Origin of the sequence: Streptomyces sp. NPDC005402, from assembly GCF_040606575.1 — a bacterium.
GTDB lineage: Bacteria > Actinomycetota > Actinomycetes > Streptomycetales > Streptomycetaceae > Streptomyces.
In genome coordinates this window covers 44,404-67,107 of record NZ_JBEXFB010000028.1, presented here as the reverse complement: position 1 = coordinate 67,107, position 22,704 = coordinate 44,404, and the positions used below count along the sequence as shown (strand labels likewise).

At 70.3% G+C, this 22,704-nt stretch carries 20 protein-coding genes and 3 tRNA genes; 12 read left to right on the top strand and 11 right to left on the bottom strand.

The features are described 5' to 3' along the window. Window positions 1-307: 307 nt before the first annotated feature. The 3 genes from ABZT02_RS38275 (at window position 308) to ABZT02_RS38265 (ending at window position 5,701) form a co-directional block, all read left to right on the top strand. Complete coding sequence (locus ABZT02_RS38275; protein WP_356026257.1) at window positions 308-2,950, top strand: hypothetical protein; 2,643 nt, start codon at window positions 308-310, stop codon at window positions 2,948-2,950. A 237-nt stretch (window positions 2,951-3,187) separates the two neighbouring features. Next, window positions 3,188-4,708, top strand: a complete 1,521-nt coding sequence (locus tag ABZT02_RS38270) for a N,N-dimethylformamidase beta subunit family domain-containing protein (protein WP_356026254.1) — start codon at window positions 3,188-3,190, stop codon at window positions 4,706-4,708. A 93-nt stretch (window positions 4,709-4,801) separates the two neighbouring features. Continuing rightward, window positions 4,802-5,701, top strand: coding sequence for a phosphoribosylaminoimidazolesuccinocarboxamide synthase (locus ABZT02_RS38265; RefSeq protein WP_356026252.1), 900 nt, complete (start codon window positions 4,802-4,804; stop codon window positions 5,699-5,701). A gap of 44 nt (window positions 5,702-5,745) precedes the next feature. Here the strand turns inward: ABZT02_RS38265 and ABZT02_RS38260 are convergent. From ABZT02_RS38260 to ABZT02_RS38225, 8 genes are all read right to left on the bottom strand, one after another. Beyond that, window positions 5,746-5,818, bottom strand: a tRNA-Gly gene (locus ABZT02_RS38260). 22 nt (window positions 5,819-5,840) lie between these two features. Further along, on the bottom strand, window positions 5,841-6,449 hold the full coding sequence (locus ABZT02_RS38255; protein WP_356026249.1) for a response regulator transcription factor: 609 nt from the start codon (window positions 6,447-6,449) through the stop codon (window positions 5,841-5,843). Then, window positions 6,446-7,660 (bottom strand): histidine kinase, encoded by a 1,215-nt coding sequence (locus ABZT02_RS38250; protein ID WP_356026246.1) that lies wholly within the window; start codon window positions 7,658-7,660, stop codon window positions 6,446-6,448. Before ABZT02_RS38250 ends, ABZT02_RS38255 begins: the two co-directional genes overlap by 4 nt. 14 nt (window positions 7,661-7,674) lie before the next feature. After that, the gene (locus ABZT02_RS38245) at window positions 7,675-8,448 is read right to left on the bottom strand and encodes an ABC transporter permease (protein WP_356026244.1); all 774 of its coding nucleotides are present in this window, start codon (window positions 8,446-8,448) and stop codon (window positions 7,675-7,677) included. After that, on the bottom strand, window positions 8,445-9,383 hold the full coding sequence (locus tag ABZT02_RS38240) for an ABC transporter ATP-binding protein (protein WP_356026241.1): 939 nt from the start codon (window positions 9,381-9,383) through the stop codon (window positions 8,445-8,447). Before ABZT02_RS38240 ends, ABZT02_RS38245 begins: the two co-directional genes overlap by 4 nt. 127 nt (window positions 9,384-9,510) lie before the next feature. Further along, window positions 9,511-9,583 (bottom strand) — tRNA-Gly (locus ABZT02_RS38235). Between the two features lie 80 nt (window positions 9,584-9,663). Continuing rightward, window positions 9,664-9,735: transfer RNA gene (locus tag ABZT02_RS38230), tRNA-Gly, on the bottom strand. Window positions 9,736-9,859: 124 nt separating this feature from the next. Then, a complete protein-coding gene (locus ABZT02_RS38225) occupies window positions 9,860-10,177 on the bottom strand; it encodes an Lsr2 family protein (RefSeq protein ID WP_328639513.1) in 318 nt (105 codons plus the stop codon). A gap of 270 nt (window positions 10,178-10,447) precedes the next feature. Between ABZT02_RS38225 and purS the strand changes: the two genes are divergently transcribed. The 7 genes from purS (at window position 10,448) to purM (ending at window position 18,274) form a co-directional block, all read left to right on the top strand. Continuing rightward, entirely contained in the window at window positions 10,448-10,711 is a 264-nt protein-coding gene (gene purS, locus ABZT02_RS38220) for a phosphoribosylformylglycinamidine synthase subunit PurS (protein WP_356026239.1), read from the top strand. Next, window positions 10,708-11,388, top strand: a complete 681-nt coding sequence (gene purQ / locus ABZT02_RS38215; RefSeq protein ID WP_356026237.1) for a phosphoribosylformylglycinamidine synthase subunit PurQ — start codon at window positions 10,708-10,710, stop codon at window positions 11,386-11,388. The genes purS and purQ overlap by 4 nt, the downstream gene beginning before the upstream one ends. Then, window positions 11,385-13,643 (top strand): phosphoribosylformylglycinamidine synthase subunit PurL, encoded by a 2,259-nt coding sequence (purL, locus tag ABZT02_RS38210; protein WP_356026235.1) that lies wholly within the window; start codon window positions 11,385-11,387, stop codon window positions 13,641-13,643. The genes purQ and purL overlap by 4 nt, the downstream gene beginning before the upstream one ends. A 284-nt stretch (window positions 13,644-13,927) precedes the next feature. Further along, window positions 13,928-14,722 (top strand): sterol carrier family protein, encoded by a 795-nt coding sequence (locus ABZT02_RS38205; RefSeq protein ID WP_356026232.1) that lies wholly within the window; start codon window positions 13,928-13,930, stop codon window positions 14,720-14,722. A 60-nt stretch (window positions 14,723-14,782) separates the two neighbouring features. Further along, window positions 14,783-15,577, top strand: coding sequence for an META domain-containing protein (locus ABZT02_RS38200; protein ID WP_356026230.1), 795 nt, complete (start codon window positions 14,783-14,785; stop codon window positions 15,575-15,577). Between the two features lie 57 nt (window positions 15,578-15,634). Next, window positions 15,635-17,161 carry an amidophosphoribosyltransferase gene (gene purF / locus ABZT02_RS38195; RefSeq protein ID WP_356026227.1) on the top strand — a complete coding sequence of 509 codons (1,527 nt, stop codon included), beginning with the start codon at window positions 15,635-15,637 and terminating at the stop codon, window positions 17,159-17,161. 45 nt (window positions 17,162-17,206) lie between these two features. After that, entirely contained in the window at window positions 17,207-18,274 is a 1,068-nt protein-coding gene (gene purM / locus ABZT02_RS38190; protein ID WP_356026225.1) for a phosphoribosylformylglycinamidine cyclo-ligase, read from the top strand. Window positions 18,275-18,346: 72 nt separating this feature from the next. On the opposite strand, the gene ABZT02_RS38185 is transcribed toward purM, so the two are convergent. After that, the gene (locus tag ABZT02_RS38185; protein WP_123990237.1) at window positions 18,347-18,601 is read right to left on the bottom strand and encodes a DUF3073 domain-containing protein; all 255 of its coding nucleotides are present in this window, start codon (window positions 18,599-18,601) and stop codon (window positions 18,347-18,349) included. A gap of 281 nt (window positions 18,602-18,882) precedes the next feature. Next, window positions 18,883-19,983 carry a Glu/Leu/Phe/Val dehydrogenase dimerization domain-containing protein gene (locus ABZT02_RS38180; RefSeq protein WP_356026222.1) on the bottom strand — a complete coding sequence of 367 codons (1,101 nt, stop codon included), beginning with the start codon at window positions 19,981-19,983 and terminating at the stop codon, window positions 18,883-18,885. A gap of 223 nt (window positions 19,984-20,206) precedes the next feature. Here ABZT02_RS38180 and ABZT02_RS38175 point away from each other — a divergent pair, with 223 nt between their 5' ends. Together ABZT02_RS38175 and bldC are read left to right on the top strand one after the other, a co-directional pair. Then, window positions 20,207-21,049, top strand: a complete 843-nt coding sequence (locus tag ABZT02_RS38175; RefSeq protein ID WP_356026219.1) for a hypothetical protein — start codon at window positions 20,207-20,209, stop codon at window positions 21,047-21,049. A 514-nt stretch (window positions 21,050-21,563) separates the two neighbouring features. Continuing rightward, window positions 21,564-21,770 carry a developmental transcriptional regulator BldC gene (gene bldC, locus ABZT02_RS38170; protein ID WP_003949541.1) on the top strand — a complete coding sequence of 69 codons (207 nt, stop codon included), beginning with the start codon at window positions 21,564-21,566 and terminating at the stop codon, window positions 21,768-21,770. Between the two features lie 391 nt (window positions 21,771-22,161). On the opposite strand, the gene ABZT02_RS38165 is transcribed toward bldC, so the two are convergent. Further along, window positions 22,162-22,377: a DUF6274 family protein gene (locus tag ABZT02_RS38165; RefSeq protein WP_356026218.1), complete on the bottom strand. Its 216-nt coding sequence runs from the start codon at window positions 22,375-22,377 to the stop codon at window positions 22,162-22,164. Between the last annotated feature and the right edge of the window lie 327 nt (window positions 22,378-22,704).

Here is a 22,704-nt window from a genome sequence, read left to right as displayed (position 1 = left end):
GCCCGAGAAGTCTGAAAACCGGGCGAAATCCCCGCCCCCGAACAACCCGATCGGCCCCGGATCCGTCTAAGGATCCGGGGCCTGATCTTTGCTGTACGTCATCCACCTTTCCCCAAAGCCATTCCATCGAGTGACCGGGGCCGCATACGGCTGACGGGGGCCCGGAGCCCAACTAGGGTGCGGCGCAAGCGGTCCGGCACTTGGCCCACCGGCATTGCGGTGTCAGTGGCGGGTGCCACAGTGGGGGAGTGAGCAACGCCAGGACAGCTGGGCATCCAGGAACGCAGCAAGGGGGTGAGGTCCGGTCATGACCGGTATCGGTGTGGAGGCGGGCGCGCAGGCCGCGCGCTCCCGGGCCCTCGCCGTGCTGCGGATCCGCAGCCGTGCGCTGGCCGTGGCGCTGCTGCCCGCGGCGGTGGCCGTGGTGCTGCTCGCCGGAGGTTCCACCGACCATCTCGTGGGCGGGTTCTGGGACACCGCCCGGCTGGTCATGAGCGTGCTGGGAGCCGTGGTGCTGCTCGCCGCCGGGGCGGTAGCCCTGGTCGTCGCCCGCGCCCGCCCCGCCGTCAGTCCGACCGTCGCGATCGCCGAGGAGTCCGCGCCCGACCTGTACCGCATGGTGCGCGACCTCGCCGATCGGCTGGACGTGCCCGCCCCCTCCGCCATAGCGCTCACCCCGGACTGCGACAGCTGGCTGGAGGACCGCACCCACCCTGCCCACGGCCCGCCCCCGCAGGAGGGCCGGGACGACGAGATCGCGGGTGTCCGCGGCTCCCACCGCGGTGTCCCGGCCGCACCGGTGCTGGTCATCGGCTCGCCGTTCCTGTGGTGGATGCGCGTCGGCGAACTGCGCGCGGTCCTGGCCCCGGTCGTCGCCGGTACGGGCCCCTCGGCCCACCCCGACATAGCGGCGGCCCGCCGTTTCGTACGGGGTCTGGACGCGGCCGTGGCCATCGGGTCCGTCCCAGGCCGCTGCCCGCTCACCCGCGTGGTGTGCGCGGGCGTGGCCTGGGTGGCCCGTCTCCTGCTGCGCAGCTGCCGGGAGCACGCGACCCAGATGGAGCGCGGGGTCGCCGCCGCGGCCTCCGAGCGCGCACAGGCTGTGGACTACGGTCTCAGGATCGTGGCCCAGGAGCAGGTGGGCCTGGCGTACGCGGGCTGGGACCGGCTGCTGACCCGGGTCGCGCTCCCCGCCTGGCGGATGGGCCGTTGGCCCTCCCGTCTGGACGCGGGTGTGGTGGCCGCCCTCACCGAGCTGTCCCGCCGCGACCGCCTGGCCGAGGGCTTCGCCTCCCGCCTGGGTGAGCGCCCCGCGTGCGACCTGCTCGAGGAGCCCGGCGCGATCGACGAGGCCGCCTCCCTCCTCGCCGCCCGACTGTTCCACGGCGGCCCCGCGGAGACCGGCCCGGACTGGTCCCCGGTGGACTGGCAGGAGTACCCGGAAGAGGTCGTGGACCGGAAGTGGCGCCTCGACGCGGCCCGCCTCCACCGAGTCCTCGACGCCCAGGGCGTGCGCCGCACCCCCGGAGCCACCCCGCCGGAATCCGACGCCCCCACCCTCTCCCGAGTCCTGACCCGCCTGTCCTCCCCCAGGCCACCCGTTCCCACCCCACAGCCCACGGCCGTCGACAGGCCCGCCGACCCGATCTCATCGCCCAAGGCCACCCACCGACCTGCCGGTGCGGCTTCACACTCCGCGGCCGCCGACCGGGCGTCCGATCCGGTGTCACAGTCCACGGTCGCTGACGAGTCTGCCGATCCGGCGTCACCGCCCCCGGCCCTCGACGGGTCCGCCGACCCGATGTCACACCCCGCGGCCGCCGAGCGACCCGCCGACCCGACGCCCGATCCGACGTCACAGTCCACGGTCGCCGACGGGCCTGACGGTGTGGCTGCACCGCCCACGGCCGCCGACCGACCCGCCGATCCGACGTCACCATCCCCGGTCGCCGACGCGTCTGCCGGTCCGGCGTCACTGTCCTCGGCCCTCGACGGGTCCGCCGACCCGGTGTCACATCCCACGGCCGCCGACCCGACGTCACCCCCCGCAGCCGTCGACCAGCCCACCCACACGCCACCCACCCACCCGCAGGCCTCGGCCCCCGCCTCGGCCTCCGCCTCCGCAGACCTCGTCCCGACTCCGCCCCCCGACGACACGGCTACGGACCCTGCACCGGCCGCGGCGGCCGACCGCGAGGCGGTACAGCACGAGCCCACTCCGCCGCAGGCGCGATCGACCACCGATCCCGCGCCGCCCCTGCCGGACACGGCCCCCGCCCACCCCGTACCGTCTCCGCCGGACGACCCCCCGCCCCCACCGGACGACCGCGCGACCGCACAGAGCGAACCGCCCTCGCCCGAAGAACCCGCAGTCACCCGGAACGCACCAGCCCCGCCGCACGCCGCCCCCGCAGTCGCCGACGGCGCGACCGCCCCGCGGGAACCCGCACCGGATGACGAAAGCGGCACCGGTCCCGCACCGGATGACGAAAGCGGCACCGGTCCCGCACCCGACGACCAAAGCGGCACCACATCCGCACCCGCAACCGGAAGCAGAGAAGGCGAAGGCGAAGCCGAGACCCTCGCCGCAGCGCTCACCGCCGAGCTCGCCCGTGAGGAAGCCGCCGCCCCCCACTCCCGCACCGCTCCGGACGCCACCCCCTGGGACGACACCGCCCTGCCCCTCTTCCCGCTCCAGCCCCCTCGCAGCGCCCGGGAACTCCTCACCGACCACGTCACCGCGATGGTCTGCTGCGCCGCGATCGACACCGCCGGCGCCACCCCGGGCCTGGACTGGCTCGACGGCCCGTCCCTCCTGATCAACGGCGAACGCGCGGCAGACCTCGCCCCGCGCGTCCTGAGCCTCGTGGAGGACGGCGACCCGGCCCCTCTGCGCGCCTGGCTGGTCAAGTCGGGGATACGCCCCGAGAAGCCGGTCCGCCTCGTCTGACTCGTCTGACAGAGACGGAATACCCGCTTCCACTTTCGGCCAATTAGCAACGAGTAGTGACAGCCTGAGCGCAGAATGTGATGTGCTGGGATCGATCGCGCACATGGCAAGGGCGAGTGCCATAGGACAGGCGCACGACCCGCGCGCACAGCAGACGGACAGCAGAGACACCGCACCGCACACCGCACCACACACCGCGCAGGACGAACGACGGGGGCACGAGGGAGGGGAGCGACCATGGGGCCAGGGCCACGGCCAGGACCGGAGCACATCCGCCGCTGGGAGTCGGGAGCACTCGCGCACGCCGTGACGGACCCCTTCGGGCTGGGCCCCGTCCCCTGGCTGCGCGGCAGTGAGACGTACTTCGACGACACCGGTCAGGTGGTCCCCTGGTACGTCGAGACGGACCCGGCGCACGCCCCGAAGCAGGGCACCCCGCGCGTCCCCGCCCCCCGCACAGCGCCGGGCGGCGGCCCCCGCTCCGCCGACGACGTCCGCCGTCAGATCAAGGGCTTCACCTCGACCGGCGCGGTCGCCCCCGGCGAGGCCGTCGACTTCCACATCACCGTCGACCCGCCGCAGGAGTTCGGCGTCGACATCTACCGCATCGGCCACTACGGCGGTGACGGCGCGGCGAAGATCACCACCAGCCCCCGCCTCTCCGGCATCGTCCAGTCCCCGCCGCTGACCGCGGACCGCACGGTCTCCTGCCACCACTGGTGGCTGTCCTGGCGGCTGCAGATCCCGTCGTACTGGAGCATCGGGGCGTATGTCGCCGTCCTCACCACCGCCGACGGCTACCGCTCCCACATCCCCTTCACGGTCCGCGACAACCACCCGGCGGACTTACTGCTCCTGCTGCCCGACGTGACCTGGCAGGCGTACAACCTCTACCCGGAGGACGGCCGCACCGGCGCCAGCCTCTACCACGCCTGGGACGAACAGGGCCGGCTCCTCGGCGAGGCCGACGCCGCGACCACGGTCTCCTTCGACCGGCCGTACGCGGGCGCGGGCCTGCCGATGCACGTGGGCCACGCCTACGACTTCATCCGCTTCGCCGAGCGCTACGGCTACGACCTCGCCTACGCCGACGCCCGCGACCTGCACGCCGGTCACCTCGACCCCACCCGTTACCGGGGCCTGGTCTTCCCCGGCCACGACGAGTACTGGTCGACGGCCATGCGCCGCACGGTCGAGCGCGCCCGGGACAGCGGCACCTCCCTGGTGTTCCTGTCCGCCAACACCATGTACTGGCAGGTCGAGTTGGGCCCCTCACCGTCCGGCGTCCCCGACCGCCTGCTCACCTGCCGAAAACGCAGGGGGCCGGGGAAACCGGCGCTCTGGCGCGAAGTCGACCGCCCCGAACAGCAGCTGGTCGGCATCCAGTACGCGGGAAGGGTGCCCGAGCCCCACCCCCTGATCGTCCGCAACGCCGAGCACTGGCTGTGGGAGGCGACCGGCGCCCAGGAGGGCGACGAACTCGCCGGTCTGGTCGCGGGCGAGGCCGACCGCTACTTCCCGCGTGCCCCGCTCCCCGAGCACGACGACCGCATCCTGCTCGCCCACTCGCCCTACGCCGACAGCGAGGGCACCCTCCGCCACCAGGAGACGTCCCTCTACCGCGCCCCCTCCGGCGCCCTGGTCTTCGCCGCCGGCACCTTCGCCTGGTCCCCGGCACTGGACCGCCCGGGCCACGTCGACACCCGTGTCCAGCGCGCCACCGCCAACCTCCTGGACCGGATCTGCAAGCGTGACTGAGCTCACGCAGAACTTTCGCAGCACACCCCAAGTCCAAGGTCAGCCGCTTGTGCGGGACAATCGACCCGTTGGACATACCCACGGGGAGGAACCGTGTCCGGATTCGTAGAAAAGCCCGAGCCGCTCCAGGTTCCGGGCCTGGTGCACCTGCACACCGGCAAGGTGCGCGAGCTGTACCAGAACGAGGCGGGCGACCTCGTGATGGTCGCCAGTGACCGTATCTCCGCCTTCGACTGGGTGCTGCCGACCGAGATCCCCGACAAGGGCCGCGTCCTCACCCAGCTGTCACTGTGGTGGTTCGACCAGATCGCGGACCTGCTGCCGAACCACGTCCTGAGCACGGACGTACCGGAAGGCGCCCCCGCCGACTGGGCCGGCCGCACTCTGGTCTGCACGTCGCTCCAGATGGTCCCCGTGGAGGCCGTCGCCCGCGGCTACCTCACCGGCTCGGGCCTGCTGGAGTACAACGAGTCCCGCACGGTCTGCGGCCTCGCCCTCCCCGAGGGACTCACCGACGGCAGCGAGCTGCCCGCCCCGATCTTCACCCCGGCCACCAAGGCCGCCGTGGGCGAGCACGACGAGAACGTCTCCTACGAGGAGGTCGCCCGCCAGGTCGGCGCGGACACCGCCGCCCAGCTGCGCCAGGCGACCCTCGCCGTGTACTCGCGGGGCCGGGACATCGCACGGGACCGCGGGATCATCCTCGCGGACACCAAGTTCGAGTTCGGCTTCGACGGGCAGACCCTCGTCATCGCGGACGAGGTCCTCACCCCGGACTCCTCCCGCTTCTGGCCGGCCGACCAGTGGGAGCCGGGGCACGCGCAGCCGTCGTACGACAAGCAGTTCGTGCGCGACTGGCTGACCTCGGCGGAGTCCGGCTGGGACCGCAAGAGCGAGCAGCCTCCGCCGCCGCTTCCGCAGGAGGTCGTGGACCGCACCCGCGCCAAGTACATCGAGGCGTACGAGCGCCTGACGGGCACGAGCTGGTCGTAACGCGAAAGGCCCCCGGTGAGAACCGGGGGCCTTTGCCGAAACAGAGCGAACGACGAGGTTCGAACTCGCGACCTCAACCTTGGCAAGGTTGCGCTCTACCAACTGAGCTACGTTCGCATGCGCCGTGGCGCGAGAACCACTATACCCAACCTCGCTCGCGTGCGAGCCGCACGGCCGCGTGACGGTTCTCCGCGCCGAGCTTGGATACGGCCGACGACAGATAGTTCCGTACGGTCCCCTGCGACAGCGCGGCCCGTTCGGCGATCTCCGCGACGGGCGCCCCGTCGGCGGCGAGTTCCAGCACCTCGGCCTCCCGGGCGGTCAGCGGCGAGTCCCCGGCGGAGATCGCGTCGGCCGCCAACTCGGGGTCGACGTAACGGTTTCCCGCGTGCACCGTGCGGATGATCTCCGCGAGCCGCTGCGCGCTCACGGTCTTCGGGACGAACCCCCGCACACCGGCCGCCAGAGCCCGTTTGAGGTGCCCCGGCCGACCGTGACTGGTGACGATCAGCACGTTGCACGAGGGCAGTTCGGTCCGCAGGGATGTGGCGACCTTCACACCGTCCGCGCCGGGCATTTGGAGATCCAGTACGGCGACATCGGGCTCGTGCGCCCGGGCCATCGCCAGCGCCTCGGGGCCGGTGGCCGCCTCCGCGACGATCGCCAGGTCGTCCTCCAGCGAGAGCAGCGCGGCGAGCGCGCCCCGGATCAGATGCTCGTCATCGGCGAGCAGCACCCGCACGCTCACGCGATCCCCTCCTGCGCCACCAGCGGCACCTGGGCCACCAGCCGGAACACGCCCTCGCGGACAGGTCCCGCCTCCAGCGTCCCGGCCACCCCCGCGAGCCGCTCCCGCAGCCCGGCGAGCCCCGACCCGCCGGCGCCCGGCGACCTCACGACCCCGTCGTTCTCCACCGTCAGCACCACACGCTCCTCCTCCCTCAGCACTTCCACCACACACCGCTTGGCGTCTCCGTGCCGCAGCACGTTCGTGGTGGCCTCCCGGACCACCCAGCCGAGCGCCGACTGCACCTCGGCGGGCAGCCCGTCCGGCTCCCCGGTGACCTCGCAGTCGATGCCGGCGGCGATCAACACCCCTCGCGCTCCCGTGAGTTCGACCCCGAGGTCGGCCTCCCGGTATCCCCGTACGACATCCCGCACCTCGCGCTGTGTCTCCTGCGCGATCCGCTGCACCTCGGTCATCTGGTCCACGGCCTCGTCCCGTCCCCGGCGCGCGAGCTGCACGGCCAGTTCGCTCTTCAGGGCGATCACGGCCAGGTTCCGCCCCATCACGTCGTGCAGGTCCCGCCCGAACCGCAGCCGTTCCTCGGCGACGGCGAGCCGGGCGCGGGTCTCGCGGGCCGTGTCGAGTTCGTAGACGGCGTTCAGGAGCCAGACGGAGAAGACGGAGGTGAAGGCGAGGAACCCGGCGGCGACCAGCACCACGATCCCGGTGACCAGGGACTCCGGGAGGGCGTACCCCAGGGGAAAGCCGCCGAGCGCGGCGCCCGCGGCGAAGCCGCACACCAGCGCGAGCACGCGGCGGCGCCTGCGGACACCGAGCGCGCCGATGCCCGCAGCGAAGGTCAGCACGCCCGCGAAGACCGCGCCCGCCGCCATGTCGAGACCCTCGTCGTGCGGACCCCGCTCGGCGATGCCGATCACCGCGACGACGACGGCGAGAGTGACCGCCCCGAGCGCCCACAACGTCCGCACCGGCTGCTCGCGCCGCCCACGCGTCCAGTCGAGCGCCCGCGAGGCGGTCACCGCACACATCACGGCGTGCACGCACACCAGCAGCACCAGCCAGACCGCGAGCTGACCCGTCACCTGCCCGAAGACCGGCAGTCCGACGGCGGCGACGTAGATCACCGCGAAGAAGTGGAACGACCACCGGGTGTACGTCTCCACCTTCGCGGGCGTGCTCTTGCGCCGCCACCAGCCCCCCGGCTCTCGCATGCTCTCCCCGTACGTCAGCGCCTCGGCTCCCACCGGAACCACCGCTGTACAGCAAACACGGCCAGCACGGTCCAGGCCAGTGCGGTCGCCAGGGCGCCCAGTGCCTCGTACGTGGAGAGCGTGCCCGTCCAGCCGCCGCGAACCAGGGTCATCACGGGCGACAGCGGCAGCAGCTCGCACACCGACGCGAACGTGTCGGGCAGCATCTCCAGGGGGACAGTGACGCCCGAGAGGGCCATCGAGATCACTACGAACGGCAGTGTGGTGACCTGCGCGCTCTCCACGGTCCTGGTCACCGCCGCCGTCACGGCCGCGAGCGCCGCACACATCACCAGGCCCAACAGCAGTCCCAGGACCGCCAGATGGGGCGCGCGTGGCGCCGGCACGTCGAGCAGGGCCGTGCTCGCGGCCACCAGCACCAGGCACTGGGTGAGCCCGGTCGCGCCCATCGGCAGCGCGGTGCCGACGAGGATCTCGACGTCCCGCAGCTCCCCGGTGCGCAGCCGCTTCAGCACCAGTTCCTCGCGCCGGGAGGTGTAGATCCCGACGAGTGCGCCGTACACACCGAACAGCAGGGCGAAGCCGATCGCGGCCGGCAGCAGCACCAGGCCGACACTCAGCCCGGCCTCCTGGACGTCCATGTCGTCCACGACGGACCGCAGGCTGAACGGCAGCGCGAGTGGCACCAGTACGGCCGCGACGAGTGTGGCCTTGCTGCGTCCGAGCAGGGTGAACTCGGCACGGGCGAGGGCATTCAGCCTGCTCGCGGGGGTGGTGACCATGCTCATACCGAGACCTCCTCACGCGCCGCGATCCCCAGGAACGCCTCCTCCAGCGAGGCCGACCGCACATCGAGCCGCCGCAATTCGATACCGGCCCGCTCGGCCCACACCAGCAGCCCGGTGGCCGCCCGCTGCAACTCCCGCGTCCGCAGCCGTACGACGCTCCCGTCGACCTCGTGCCCGCACACCCCCAGCTCCCCGAGCGGCGGCAGATCCCCCACGAAGTACCCGTCCGGCAGCTCGAACGAGATCCGCGCCGGCTGGGAGGCGGTCACCTCGGCCGGTGTCCCCGTGGCCGCGATCCGCCCCTCGTGGAGGATCGCCAGCCGGCTCGCGAGATCTTCCGCCTCCTCCAGATAGTGCGTGGTGAGCAGCACGGTCGTCCCCCGGTCGCGCAGCACCCGCACCAACTCCCAGGTGTCCCGGCGCCCTTCGGCGTCGAGGCCGGTCGTCGGCTCGTCGAGGAACAGCACCTCGGGGTCGCCGAGCAGCGCGAGCGCCAGGTCCAGGCGCCGCCGCTCGCCTCCGGACAACTGCTTGACCCGTACGTCGGCTCGCCGGGCGAGCCCGACGAGTTCCAGCACCTCCAGCGGCGGCCGGGCCCCGCTGACGCAGCCCGCCCACATCCGCGCGGTCTCGTCGACGGTCAGCTCGGACGGGAAGCCGCCCTCCTGGAGCATCACCCCGGTCCGCGGGCGTACGGCGGCGCGCTCGGTGTACGGATCGTGTCCGAGGACGCGGATCCGCCCTTCGGTCGGTCTGGCGAGACCCTCCAGCAGTTCGACGGTGGAGGTCTTGCCGGCGCCGTTGGTGCCGAGCAGGGCGAAGACCTCTCCGCGGGCCACGGAGAAACTGATCCCCCGCACGGCCTCGAACCCGCCCCCGTACACACGCCGTAGGTCGGTGACCTCAATCACGTGTTCGTGTTCGTCGGTGTTCATGAAACCAGCGTCCCGGCGGACCGGAGGCGACAGCAGTGCGTGCTGTCACCACTCCGTATGACAAATGTCAGACGGAGGGACGGACACGAAAAGACCCCGGTCGCGATGACCGGGGCCTTCTCTGCGGAGCGGACGACCAGGTTCGAACTGGCGACCTCAACCTTGGCAAGGTTGCGCTCTACCAACTGAGCTACGTCCGCATTGCCTCCGACCGGCTTTCACCGATCGGCGCGAGCACCATCCTACCTGATCCTCCCCAGGGGGTGGATCGGTGGTGCAGAGCGGGTGACAGGAATTGCACACTGCGCCTTCCCCCTGGAAGGGGGATGTTCTACTACTGAACTACACCCGCGTGTACTCCGTGAGCTGGGCCTTTCGGCCTCGCCCCTCGGCGTGCTCCAGACTCTAGCTGACCAGATGGGGTGCAACGCAAGTCGGTTGTCCCGAGGGGCGGGTGACCCGGCGTCGACAGGCCCTCACTGAGCCTCGGTGAACGCCTCGTAGACCTTCTTGGGGATCCGTCCGCGGGCGGGGACGTCCATCTTGTTGGCCTGGGCCCAGGCCCGGACCGCCGCCGGGTCGGGAGCGACCTCGGTCTGCCGGTACGCCTTGCCCGACCTGGACCGCTTGCGGCCGGCCTCCACGTACGGCTCGAGCGCCTTACGCAGTTTCTTGGCATTGGCTTGATTCAGGTCGATCTCGTACGACTTGCCGTCGAGTCCGAAGGCGATCGTTTCCGCCGCTTCCGAGCCGTCGATGTCGTCAAAGAGAGTGACCACGACCTTCTGCGCCACGAATATCGGTCCCTTCGTACGGCACGTTGCCAATTCATTTGTACAGTGCCCGACAATGCATTGTGAAGTCTCGACTAAATCCTTCCGCGTGTCCGAGCGCAATAGGTATCGGGTGTCGATCTGAGATCTTTCCGGGAAATTTTCGCGAACAGCCACCTCCCCGGTGCTTCGTGATGGCCGTCACGTAGATTCCTACAACTCAACGCGCGTAGAAATTTTGTGCGGGTAGTCTGAAGGAACCTGCTCAGCACCACACCACCGGGAGTGCCAGTGGCACGCGTCGTAGTCGACGTCATGCTCAAGCCGGAGATCCTCGACCCCCAGGGCCAGGCGGTCCAGCGCGCACTGCCGCGACTGGGTTTCGACGGCATCTCCGACGTACGTCAGGGAAAGCGATTCGAACTGGAAGTTGACGGACCGGTCGACGAGGCCGTGCTCGCCCGCATCCACGATCTTGCGGAATCCTTCCTCGCCAACACCGTGATCGAGGACTTCACCGTCAAGGTGGAGGAAGTCGCGGAGGCCGCGAAGTGACCGCTCGTATTGGCGTCGTCACTTTCCCCGGCAGCCTCGACGACCGGGACACTCAGCGCGCCATCCGCCTCGCGGGCGCCGAACCGGTCGCCCTCTGGCACAAGGACAAGGACCTCCACCAGGTCGACGCGGTCGTCCTTCCCGGTGGTTTCTCCTACGGCGACTATCTGCGGGCCGGCGCCATCTCCCGCTTCTCGCCGGTGATGGAGACGGTCATCGAGCAGGCCAAGGCAGGGCTTCCGGTCCTCGGTATCTGCAACGGCTTCCAGATCCTCACCGAGGCCCACCTGCTTCCCGGCGGGATGCTCGGCAACGACCACCTCCACTTCATCTGCCGCGACCAGAAGCTGCGGGTGGAGAACGCGGACACCGCCTGGACCGTCGACTACGCGTCCGGCCAGGAGATCCACATCCCGCTGAAGAACATGGACGGCCGGTACGTCGCCGACGAGTACACGCTGGACAAGTTGGAGGCCGAGGGGCGGGTCGTCTTCCGCTACCTGGACGTCAACCCCAACGGCTCCCTCCGTGACATCGCCGGCATCACCAACGAGGCCGGGAACGTCGTAGGCCTCATGCCGCACCCGGAGCACGCCACCGAGCCGCTGATCGGTACGGGCCGCACCGACGGCCTCCCGTTCTTCACGTCGATCCTCAAGAAGCTGGTCAACGCATGAGCCGGACGCCTCTGGACACGGTCGAGCACGCGGCCGCGACCCCCGACGTCGAGCTGCCCTGGGCCGAGCTGGGCCTGAAGAAGGACGAGTACGAGCGGGTCGTGGAGATCCTCGGCCGCCGGCCCACCGGCGCCGAGCTCGCCATGTACTCCGTCATGTGGTCCGAGCACTGCAGCTACAAGTCGTCGAAGGTGCACCTGCGCCAGTTCGGCGAGAAGGCCCCGCAGAGCGACGCGCTGCTCGTCGGCATCGGCGAGAACGCCGGTGTCGTCGACGTCGGCCAGGGCTACGCCGTGACCTTCAAGGTCGAGTCGCACAACCACCCGTCGTACGTCGAGCCCTACCAGGGCGCGGCCACCGGTGTCGGCGGCATCGTCCGCGACATCATCGCGATGGGTGCCCGTCCGGTGGCGGTCGTGGACCCGCTGCGGTTCGGTGCGGCCGACCACCCCGACACCAAGCGCGTGCTGCCGGGTGTGGTGGCGGGCATCGGCGGCTACGGCAACTGCCTCGGGCTCCCCAACATCGGCGGCGAGGTCGTCTTCGACGCCTGCTACCAGGGCAACCCGCTGGTCAACGCCGGTGCCATCGGTGTGATGCGGCACGAGGACATCCACCTCGCGAAGGCGTCCGGCGCGGGCAACAAGGTCATCCTGTACGGGGCCCGCACGGGCGGCGACGGCATCGGCGGCGCGTCGATCCTGGCGTCCGAGACCTTCGACGACGCCAAGCCGTCGAAGCGTCCCGCCGTCCAGGTCGGCGACCCCTTCCAGGAGAAGCTCCTCATCGAGTGCACCCTGGAAGCCTTCAAGGAGAAGCTGGTCGTCGGCATCCAGGACCTCGGTGCCGCTGGTCTGTCCTGTGCCACCTCCGAGCTCGCCTCCAACGGCTCCGGCGGCATGCGCGTCACCCTGGACGACGTACCGCTGCGCGACTCGACGCTCTCGCCCGAGGAAATCCTCATGAGCGAGTCGCAGGAACGCATGTGCGCGGTCGTCGAGCCGTCGAAGGTCGACCGGTTCCTGGAGATCTGCGACAAGTGGGACGTCATCGCCACCGTCATCGGTGAGGTCACCGACGGCGACCGCCTGGAGATCTACTGGCACGGCGGCAAGATCGTCGACGTCGACCCGCGCACGGTCGCGCACGACGGCCCGGTCTACGAGCGCCCGTACGCCCGCCCGGACTGGCAGGACGCCCTCCAGGCGGACGACGCGGGCAAGCTTGCCCGGCCCGGGAGTTCGGCGGAGCTGAAGGACCAGGTCCTGAAGCTGGTGTCGTCCCCCAACCAGGCCTCCAAGAAGTGGATCACCTCGCAGTACGACCACTTCGTGCAGGGCAACACGGTGCTGGCCCAGCCGGAGGACTCCGGCATGATCCGCATCGACGAGGAGACCGGCCTCGGTGTCGCGATCGCGACGGACGGCAACGGCCGCTACGCCAAGCTGGACCCGTACGCGGGCGCCCAGTTGGCGCTGTCCGAGGCCTACCGCAACGTGGCGACGACCGGCGCCAAGCCGCTCGCCGTCTCCGACTGCCTGAACTTCGGCTCGCCCGAGGACCCGGCCGTCATGTGGCAGTTCGCGGAGGCCATCCGTGGGCTGGCCGACGCCTGCCAGCAGTTGGGCACCCCGGTCACCGGCGGCAACGTCTCCCTCTACAACCAGACGGGCGAGGTGGCCATCCACCCGACCCCCGTCGTCGCGGTCCTGGGCGTCATCGACGACGTCGCCCGCCGCACCCCGGTCGCCTTCCAGGAGGAGGGCCAGCTGCTGTACCTCCTCGGCGACACGCGTGAGGAGTTCGGCGGCTCGGCCTGGTCCCAGGTGATCCACGACCACCTCGGCGGCCTGCCGCCCAAGGTCGACCTGGAGCGCGAGCGCCTGCTGGCCGAGATCCTGATCTCCGCCAGCCGGGACGGCATGATCGACTCCGCCCACGACCTGTCCGACGGCGGCCTGATCCAGGCGGTCGTGGAGTCGGCGCTGCTCGGCGGCAAGGGCGCCCGGCTGATCGTCCCGGACGGTCTGGACGCGTTCACCCTCCTGTTCTCGGAGTCGGCCGGCCGTGCGGTCGTGGCCGTCCCTCGCTCCGAGGAGGTCCGCTTCAACGACATGTGCGGCGCGCGGGGCCTGCCCGTCACCCGCATCGGTGTCGTCGACGGCGACTCGATCGAGCTCCAGGGCGAGTTCGAGCTGTCGCTGGAGGAACTGCGGACGGCCCACGAGGAGACGATTCCGGCACTGCTGAAGTAGTCGGTGGTCGTACGACCAGGAAGGCCCCGCTCGTCACAGCGACGAGCGGGGCCTTCGTCACACCGCCACCGGTTCGCGTGCCGGAGACGCCGAAGTGCCGGGTGCGGCCGGGGACTTGGGCAGCGCGGGGCCAACACCACGGCCAGGGCCATCAGCCCGGCACCGGCCCGGAAGGCCACGCCGGTCGCTTCTCGCGTCACGGTCGCAGCCCGCGCGCCCGCGGCACGTTCCCACCCCAAGACCACCTCACCCTCCCGCCCTCCCCGCCGACTAGGCTCACCGCCATGCCCACGGCCAGGAAGCGCGCCCGCACCTACGACTCCGCCAAGATCCGCGAGGCTCTGAAGAACCAGTTCGGACATGTACGGGAGGCGGTGGGCGCCCTCACCCCCGAGCAGCTCGCTCTCGAGACCCGCCTGGCCGGCTGGACCGTCCGGGACCTGGCCGCGCACATCACCATGGCCGTCGAGACGGTCAGCCGGAACCTCGACCGGGACGAACCCCCGGCGCCGCAGCTCACGCTCCTCGAATGGCCGTTCGCCACGGCCGCCCGGGCCGGTGACATCGCCGACGGCACCCGGGACCTGGCCACCGCCAACCCGGACCTCGACGCGCTGTACGCCCGCACCGAGGACCGGTTCCGCCAAGCCCTGAACGCTCCCGACTCCCGCGTCCTCGCCGCCCGTACCGGTGCCATGACCCTGGCCGACTACCTCGTCACCCGCACCGTGGAACTCGTCGTGCACACCGACGACCTGAGCGCCGCCGTCCCCGGCCTGGACATCCCCTACGACCGCCAGGCACTCGCCGCCTGCACCCGCCTCCTCGCCGACGCCCTCGCCGCCAAGGCGCCCGGCGGTTCGACCGAGGTGCGGATCCCGCCCTACGCGGTCGTGCAGTGCGTCGAGGGGCCGAAGCACACCCGGGGCACCCCGCCGAACGTCGTCGAGACCGATCCGCTGACCTGGATCCGGCTCGCCACCGGCCGGCTTTCCTGGAAGGACGCGCTCGACGCGGCCAGGGTCAGCGCGAGCGGGGAGCGGGCGGACCTGGGCGGGCTGCTTCCCCTGATGAGCTGATCAGCTGCGAACGGCTGCCGATGGACTGAACCCTTCACCCGCCTCACGCGTCAAAGAGCCATGAAGCGGACGACATACGCCAAGTACGCGGCCGCAGCCCTGGCCGGGACCACCGTCCTGGCCGCCTGTGGCACGGAGCCCGCGGGGACCAGGACCCAGGACGTCTCCGCCATCGCGGACACCGCCTGGGTGCCGAGGAAGGTCACCGTCGACGGCAAGGACTACGTCCTGCCCATGAAGGGCGCCCTCAAGAAGGCCCGGATCGCCTTCATGCCCGGCGCCGCCGATTCGGACACCGACGGTGGGGATTCCGGCGGCTCCGTGGGCTGCAACAGCATCGGTGCCGACGTGGACATCCGGGGCGACACCGTGAAGGTCTCCGACCTCATCATGACTCTGATGGGCTGCCCAGGGGCCGTGGGGGAGTTCGAGGAGAAGTTCGTCGGCGTCTTCGACAACGACCTCAAGGCCGAGCTATCCGGACGCCCGGGAGCCAGGACCCTCACCCTGACCAGCCCGCAGGACGACACCATCACCCTGCGCGAGGAGAAGCCCCCGGCCCTGAAGGGCACCCGCTGGGCGCTCGGCGAGAACGCCTACCTCACCCTCACCAAGAACAACACCGTCACCGGCAGCCTCGGCTGCAACAACTTCCACGGCAAGGCCACCGTCAAGGACGGCACCATCGAGTTCGGGCCCCTCGCGACCACGCGCATGATGTGTTCGGGACCGGTGATGAAGACCGAGCGCGAACTCGCCGGAATCCTCGCCGGAAAGGTCTCCTACCAGCAGGAACACGATTCCCTGAAGATCATCAAGGGCCCCGGGGAGAGCGTCGTGGCCCGGGCGGAGTAAGAAAGCCCACTCTCCGCGAATTCGGACCAGTGGTCGATCTCGCCTACACTCGGAACCGTGCCACGTGGTGACGGACGACTCAACCACGACCTGCTCCCCGGCGAGAAGGGCCCCCAGGACGCTTGCGGCGTCTTCGGTGTCTGGGCTCCGGGCGAAGAGGTCGCCAAGCTCTCCTACTTCGGGCTCTACGCCCTCCAGCATCGGGGCCAGGAATCCGCGGGTATCGCGGTCAGCAACGGCTCCCAGATCCTCGTCTTCAAGGACATGGGCCTCGTTTCCCAGGTCTTCGACGAGACCTCTCTCGGTTCGCTCCAGGGTCATATCGCGGTCGGTCACGCCCGCTACTCGACCACCGGCGCCTCCGTGTGGGAGAACGCCCAGCCGACGTTCCGTGCCACCGCGCACGGATCCATCGCGCTCGGCCACAACGGCAACCTGGTCAACACGGCGCAGCTCGCCGAGATGGTCGCCGACCTGCCCAAGCAGGAGGGCCGCAGCACCCGGGTGGCCGCCACCAACGACACCGACCTGCTCACCGCGCTCCTCGCGGCCCAGGTCGACGAGGACGGCAAGCCGCTGACCATCGAGGAGGCCGCTCCCGTGGTCCTCCCCCAGGTCCAGGGCGCTTTCTCGCTGGTCTTCATGAACGAGCACACCCTCTACGCCGCCCGCGACCCGCAGGGCATCCGCCCGCTGGTCCTCGGCCGCCTGGAGCGCGGTTGGGTGGTGGCCTCCGAGTCCGCCGCCCTCGACATCTGCGGTGCCAGCTACGTCCGCGAGATAGAGCCGGGCGAGTTCGTCGCCATCGACGAGAACGGCCTGCGCACCTCCCGATTCGCGGAAGCGAAGCCCAAGGGCTGTGTCTTCGAGTACGTCTATCTGGCGCGCCCCGACACCGACATCGCCGGCCGGAACGTCTACCTCTCCCGCGTGGAGATGGGCCGCAAGCTCGCGAAGGAAGCCCCGGTCGACGCGGACCTGGTCATAGCGACCCCGGAGTCCGGCACCCCGGCGGCCATCGGCTACGCCGAGGCGTCCGGCATCCCCTTCGGCGCGGGTCTCGTGAAGAACGCCTACGTCGGCCGTACGTTCATCCAGCCCTCGCAGACCATTCGCCAGCTCGGCATTCGCCTGAAGCTGAACCCGCTCAAGGAAGTCATCAAGGGCAAGCGCCTGGTCGTCGTCGACGACTCGATCGTGCGCGGCAACACCCAGCGCGCCCTGGTCCGCATGCTCCGCGAGGCGGGCGCCGCCGAGGTCCACATCCGGATCTCCTCGCCCCCCGTGAAGTGGCCCTGCTTCTTCGGCATCGACTTCGCCACCCGCGCCGAGCTCATCGCCAACGGCATGACCATCGACGAGATCGGCACCTCGCTGGGCGCCGACTCCCTGGCGTACATCTCCATCGACGGCATGATCGAGGCGACCACCATCGCCAAGCCGAACCTCTGCCGTGCCTGCTTCGACGGTGAGTACCCGATGGAACTCCCGGACCCCGAGCTGCTCGGCAAGCAGCTCCTGGAGACCGAGCTGGCCGCAGGGCCCGCCGCCACGGCCGCGGCCGACGCGATCCGTCGCCCGTAGACAGCCCGTCCTACCTGCCGTACGACACGAAAGTTCTCTACTGCCATGTCTGAGACAACTGGTGCCAGCTACGCAGCCGCGGGCGTTGACATCGAGGCGGGCGACCGCGCCGTAGAACTCATGAAGGAGTGGGTGAAGAAGACCCAGCGCCCCGAGGTCCTCGGCGGCCTCGGCGGTTTCGCCGGACTCTTCGACGCCTCCGCCCTCAAGCGCTTCGAGCGTCCCCTGCTCGCCTCCGCCACGGACGGCGTCGGCACCAAGGTGGACATCGCGCGCCGGCTGGGCGTCTACGACACCATCGGCCACGACCTGGTCGCGATGGTCATGGACGACATCGTGGTGTGCGGTGCCGAGCCGCTGTTCATGACCGACTACATCTGTGTCGGCAAGGTCCACCCCGAGCGGGTCGCCGCGATCGTCAAGGGCATCGCCGAGGGCTGTGTGCTCGCCGGCTGCGCCCTGGTGGGCGGTGAGACGGCCGAGCACCCCGGTCTGCTGGGTCCGGACGACTTCGACGTCGCCGGCGCCGGTACGGGCGTCGTGGAGGCCGACCGGCTGCTCGGCGCGGATCGCATCCGTAAGGGTGACGCCGTCATCGCCATGGCGGCCTCGGGTCTTCACTCGAACGGGTACTCGCTCGTCCGGCATGTGCTTCTGGACCAGGCGGGCCTCGCCCTGGACGCCCGGATCGAGGAGCTCGGCCGCACTCTCGGCGAGGAGCTCCTGGAGCCCACCAAGATCTACTCACTGGACTGCCTGGCCCTGATCCGCACGGCCGAGGTGCACGCCTTCTCGCACGTCACCGGTGGCGGCCTCGCCGCCAACCTGGCCCGGGTGATCCCCGACGCCCTGCACGCCGTCGTGGACCGCTCCACCTGGACCCCGGACCCGATCTTCGACCTCGTCGGCAGGACGGGTCAGGTCGAGCGCCTGGAGCTGGAGAAGACCCTGAACATGGGCGTCGGCATGATCGCGATCGTCCCCGAGGAGTCGGCGGACGTCGCCCTGGACACCCTGGCCGACCGCGGGGTCGACGCCTGGGTCGCGGGCGAGATCACGGACCGCGGCGACAAGGAGACCGGCGCCGAGCTGGTCGGCGATTACGCCGCATAAGAAGCGACGGCAGCGCAAAACCCGGTCCGGTGGTGTGGATCACCCCGGACCGGGTCAAGCACAGCTGGAGCGTCAAGCGCCGCGGCGGTGTTGAGACGAAGGACCGGACTCGTCGTCCTCGTCCTCGTCGTCGTTGTAGAGATCCGCGTACTGGGCGTACGGGTCGTCTTCCTCGTCGTCGTCCTCGAACGGCTCGCCATTCGGCGGCTGACTCGAAGTCGAAGCGCCCAGCTCATTGGCCAGACGCGACAGATCAGTCCCGCCGCTGCTGTACTTCAGCTGGCGGGCGACCTTCGTCTGCTTGGCCTTTGCCCGGCCGCGCCCCATGGCTCGACCCCCTCGGATACGGGGCTCGGTGGCCCCAGAGTCTTGACACGCGTTCATGATCTGGAACGGGCTCTCCGCGGAGAGACCGGTCCGTAGGGCTTCCACGGTACCTGAGCCCACGCCCATACGGTACGTCGCCCGCAGCACGGGCCCGGACCCAGGACCACCGGGGAGCCCCGTCCCCGCTGGTCAACCGCGATTTTAACCACTTCTGAGCGGCCGACCCGCCGACGAACGTGAGAGTTCTCTCCAAGAGTGCGCCGACGGGTACCGGTCAAACCTCAGCGGGCCGCTTTCGCGGCCGCCTCATGCATCCGCTGCTCGGCGATCCGGTCGGCCGCGGCGGCCGGCGGAATCCCGTCCTCCTTCGCACGTGCGAATATGGCGAGCGTGGTGTCGTAGATCTTCGCGGCCTTCGCCCGGCACCGCTCGAAGTCGAACCCGTGCAGTTCGTCGGCCACCTGGATGACCCCGCCGGCGTTCACCACGTAGTCCGGCGCGTAGAGGATCCCGCGGTCGGCGAGGTCCTTCTCGACGCCCGGGTGGGCGAGCTGGTTGTTGGCGGCGCCGCAGACGATCCGCGCGGTCAGCGCGGGCACGGTGTCGTCGTTCAGGGCCCCGCCGAGCGCGCAGGGGGCGTAGATGTCGAGGCCCTCGGTCCGGATCAGCGCGTCGGTGTCGGGGACCCGGGAGACGGCGGGGTGCCGGCCGGCGATCCGTTCCACGGCCTCCTGGCGCACGTCCGTGATCAGGACCTCGGCGCGCTCCTCGAGGAGGTGCTCCACCAGGTGGTGCCCGACCTTGCCGACGCCCGCGACGCCCACCTTGCGGCCGCGCAGCGAGGGGTCGCCCCACAGGTGCGCGGCGCTGGCCCGCATGCCCTGGTAGACGCCGTAGGCGGTGAGGACGGAGGAGTCGCCGGCGCCGCCGTTCTCCGGGGAGCGGCCGGTCGTCCAGCGGCACTCACGGGCGACGACGTCCATGTCTGCGACGTAGGTGCCGACGTCGCACGCGGTGACGTAGCGCCCGCTGAGCGAGGCCACGAAACGGCCGTAGGCGAGCAGCAGTTCCTCGCTCTTGTCGCGCTCCGGGTCGCCGATGATCACGGCCTTGCCGCCGCCGTGGTCGAGCCCGGCCATGGCGTTCTTGTACGACATTCCGCGCGCGAGGTTCAGCGCGTCGGCGACGGCCTCCTGCTCGCTCGCGTACGGGTAGAAGCGCGTCCCGCCGAGGGCGGGGCCGAGCGCGGTGGAGTGGAGGGCGATGACGGCCTTGAGGCCGCTCCTGCGGTCCTGGCAGAGCACGACCTGCTCATGACCGCCCTGGTCCGAGTGGAACAGGGTGTGCAGCACGTCGGCAGCGGCGCCGGTTACGTCGGTCACTGTGGTGACTCCTGGGTCCATTGCGGCGATGGGGCACAGGCGCCCGTAAGGGTGGCGGGGCCTGTGAGCACGAGATTAGGGCCTGTCGCGGCCCGTGAGCGTGCAGTGCTCAGGATCACCTCCTTCGGGGGGACGGGCGTGCGACGATTTGCATAGTTTTCCCGCACGTTTTGTGTGCGGGTCTCGCAGGTTTTCCCGGCAGGCTGCGGGGGAGAGAGCAGGCGTGCCCAAGGTGTCCTCGGTGATCGTCCCGTACGCGACCTATCTGCGCGTGTACGAACCGCTGGCCGCCTTCCCCGAGCCCGAGCGCACCCACTGGGCGCGCTACGCCCGCCGCCCGGACCGCCCCTCGTACCAGGACGAGCTGCGCCGCTCCCTGGCCGACCTGCTGCCCACCCCGCCCGTCCCGGTGCCGGTGCACGAGAGCAGCGACGCCTTCGTGCTCGACGTGGACGGCGTGGTGTGCGTGTGCCCGTGGCGCACCCGGCTGCGCGGCTGGCTGGCCCTGGAGGAGCTCGGGGAGGAGCTGCCGGGGCCGGTCCTGGACGCGGTGCTGCCCGAGGTCGTACGCCGCCAGAGCGCCCAGGACTACGAGCGCTGGCTCGCCCGCAACCCGGACGCCCGGCCCTGGATCCGCACCGCGACCTGGCAGGTGCCGCTGAACTGGTTCGTGCTCGTCTCCGACGAGGAGCGGCGCTTCGACAAGGGCTCCGGCGAGATCCCGCCGATGCTGCGTTACCGCACGCCCATGGTGCAGGCCAGGCGGCGCGTGGCGCGGGCTCTGCGGGCCCTCAAGGACGCCGTCGACGAGGGGCCGCTCATCGACGGCCTGATCGATGTGGGGCGCTGGCTGGAGGAGTTCCACCCGCGCTCACTGGTCGAGCTCGACTACGGCGGTCTGGTGCATGTGCTCCCGCCGGGCGAGCTGGAGGACGACCACTCGGCGGCCGACGTGGCCGAGGGCGTGGAGGCGCTCAGGCACGGTGACGGGGTCGCGGCGGGCGAGGCCTACGGGCGGCTCGGGGAGCGCTGGCGGTCCGTCAGGGATCGTCGCTCGGCGAACTGAATGTGCCCCATGTCACGAACAGGCGTTTGACCTGACGCCCGTTTTGGGGTTTCGTCCTCGCTCAAGGTGTTCAACTTCCCCTGAAGTCTCACCGACAAGGGACGTAGGTTTCGATCCGGGCGTACGCCTCACGAAGTGTCAAGCGTGACGGACCGCACGTACCCGGCTCTTGCATCTCTTGCCCCTCCTCATGCCAAAATAGGACAAGGGGCCCGGGGGAGGTTCCGCTTTGGGGGGTCTGGTGACTCCTGATCGCCCTGTGACTGATCGTCACAGTGGCGTGACTGTCCGCTATGGCATGGTCCATCGGCATCCGTCGCCGATGAACACCTGGGGGGCAATTCCATCGGTTTGGCCGACGCGGCTGGACAGATGGTGTAGTTGTAGTGCCGAGGACAAGCCGTTCGTCCTATAACCGACTCGACCCGCATCCGCCATTTCGGGCAACGCGGGTCAAGGTGCAGAATTTAGAGGAAAGAACCGAGAACGATCGGTTCTCCCGAGGAGGCCGCTCATGACCGCTCGCACCCCTGATGCCGAGCCGCTGCTGACCCCGGCTGAGGTCGCCACGATGTTCCGCGTGGACCCGAAGACGGTCACGCGGTGGGCGAAGGCCGGCAAGCTCACGTCGATCCGCACGCTCGGCGGGCACCGCCGTTACCGCGAGGCTGAGGTCCGCGCTCTGCTCGCGGGCATCCCGCAGCAGCGCAGCGAGGCCTGAACAACTGAATAACCGGACAAACCGGCCCGCCCCCCAGCTGGCCGCGGCGTCCGAACACCGGCTCCAAGCGACGCGGGTCCTGCCCCAACAGGGCCCATTCTCAACCTCGTCGTCGATCGCGCTGGACTCCGCCGAGTCCAGCGCGATCTTTTTTGTGCGCGGACCGTGGGCGGTCGGTGGCCCTGTGGGCGGGCTTGTCGGAGTCTGGGGAGGGGTGTCGGATCTCCTGTGAGGCGGGCCCCGGTCGACGTGCGATCAAGGGTGCAATTGCACATATTAAATTGACCTGTTGTAAGACAGGGGTAAGTTCCACGGTTTCAAAAACTCATGCGGTGACTCCCGTCACATGCCAGAGTCCTTGTTGCCGTCGGGCCCGGTGCGCTAGAGAGCGTCAGGCCGGGGAGGGAGTCTCGTCCTCCGTGAACTCCTCCGTGAAGTCCTCCGCGCGGTCCTCCGGGGATGTGCCGGCTCCTGGGGCGGAGTCCATCGCCAGCCGCAACAGGCGGTGGCAGATCGGGCAGTGGCGGGTCAGATGCCGATACGACGACGCGGCCGACAGATGCGCGCGGAGCAATGCCCGCGTCTCGTGCCTGACCGATGCCGTCATACGCCACCTCCGGGCTCCGTTGGGAACGGGGGCCTGGTTTCTGGGTACCGGTGCTTCGAGGCGCCGTCAAGATGGCGTGGCGCTCCGCGGGGGTGCCGTGACTCGCCTGAACCCCCGCGATGCCTCACCCGGCGCTGCGGTGGCCGTACTGGGGGCTGCCGCCTCCCAGTGCCCCGCTTCGGCCCTGAAGGGGCCTCGTCCTCAACTGCCGGACGGGCTGGGATGCCTGGACCCGCGTCCGCATACGAAGAAGGCCCGCGCCCCGTTGCCGGGATGCGGGCCTCGCTTCTGCTGCGGTCCTGACGGGATTTGCTGTGTCTGATTGCG